Consider the following 1,647-nt stretch of genomic DNA (forward strand, 5'->3'; position numbering starts at 1 on the left):
TGTTAAAGAAAGGCTATGGTGCTGGAAAGATTTTATTAGCGTTGTTTGTGTATAGCATGGTTCTTACTATGCTATGGGGGGTAGCGATGGCTGATTCAGGCAAACTCACCAACCCACAAAATAACCACACATATCAGAGGTTTGATGTAGGACGGACATGGGATGGCGCTAAGGCTTATTGTGCAGCGCTGGGTGGATACTTGGCAACCGCGACTTCGGATAGTGAGAATCTGTTTCTTGTCGATAATTTCTGTTCTACAGGTCTTATCGGTTCAAATCGCTGTTGGCTTGGCGGAACTGACGCAGCGAGCGAAGGCTCCTGGAGCTGGATAACTGGTGAGGCATGGGGCTTTACGTATTGGGCACCCGGTGAACCTAACAACAATCATGGTACAAGTGAAGAAGATTGTATGGTTTACAAGGAGAATCAATGGAATGATACGGAATGTGCAGCAGCCTATTATCCACTTTGCGAGTGGGATACACCGTCACAATACCCCCTTACGGTGACAGTGGCAGGTTCCGGTACTGTTACAAGTACACCTTCAGGGATAGATTGCGGTACAACGTGTTCTGGTAATTTTGCTACCAACACATCCGTAACCCTGACCGCTATATCTGCCTCTGGTTCAACGTTTGCGGGTTGGAGTGGTGATTGCACAGGGTCAGCTTCAACCTGTGCGGTAACAATGTCGGCGGCAAAGAGCGTGACGGCTACGTTTTATGTTCAACCTTGCAGCTACGCTATAAGTCCAACAAGCAAGAATTTCACCGCCTCCGGTGGCGATGGTAGCGTAAGTGTAACGGCTAATGCCAGTTGTACGTGGACGGCCTCAAGCAGTGCAAGTTGGATAACTATCACCTCTAACACCTCTGGCAGTGGTAATGGGACAGTAAGCTACAATGTCTTGACTAACACGGCAACAAGCTCCCGCACCGGTACAATGACGATAGCGGGGCAGACATTTACAGTTACGCAGGATGCTCCAACCCCAACTCCAACTCCTACTCCCACACCAACTCCTACGGCAACCCCAACTCCTACCCCAACTCCGACAATCACTCCCACTCCAACGCCCACCTCAACCCCCACTCCGGGCCAGGTGAAGCTAACGATAACAAAGCAAGGCGCCGGCAATGGCTCGGTAACCGCAGCCCCCGGGACTATCACCTGGAGCGGCAAGACCGGCACGGCGTCGTTTGACACGGGTACGTCTGTCACCCTCACGGCATCAGCCGCACTGGGGGCAACGATCAAGGGCTGGACGGGCTGCGACCTCAATATCGGCGCTAACCAGTGCATGGTCACAATGAGCGCAGACAAGAGCGTTACCGTCGAGTTCGACGGCGGAAGCTCAGGCGGGCGGGTCAGGCACGACTTCAACGGCGATGGCCACGCCGACGTCCTCTGGCGTAACACAACCACCGGCGACGTAGCGATCTGGCTGATGGACGGCATGAAGATAAACGGTGGCAATTTTGTCGCAAAGGGTGTGTCGAGGGATTGGGACGTCAAGGCAATCGGCGACTTTAATGGCTACGGCAAGGCCGACGTTATGTGGCAAAACACAGCGGCAGATGTCTAAATATGGATCATCGATGTTACTACGATAAAGACCGGTGGTTTTGCGGAGAGCTGAATGCCTG

1 protein-coding gene is annotated in these 1,647 nt (G+C 52.8%); it reads left to right on the top strand.

Annotation, left to right across the window (positions count from 1 at the left end):
- Nucleotides 1–1,586, top strand: a 1,586-nt coding sequence (locus HWQ67_RS17905) for a lectin-like protein (RefSeq protein WP_218254056.1), incomplete at its 5' end; no start/stop codon positions are given.
- Between the last annotated feature and the right edge of the window lie 61 nt (nt 1,587–1,647).

Source organism: Candidatus Magnetobacterium casense (assembly GCF_019173545.1).
In the GTDB taxonomy this organism is placed as follows: Bacteria; Nitrospirota; Thermodesulfovibrionia; order Thermodesulfovibrionales; family Magnetobacteriaceae; genus Magnetobacterium; species Magnetobacterium cryptolimnobacter.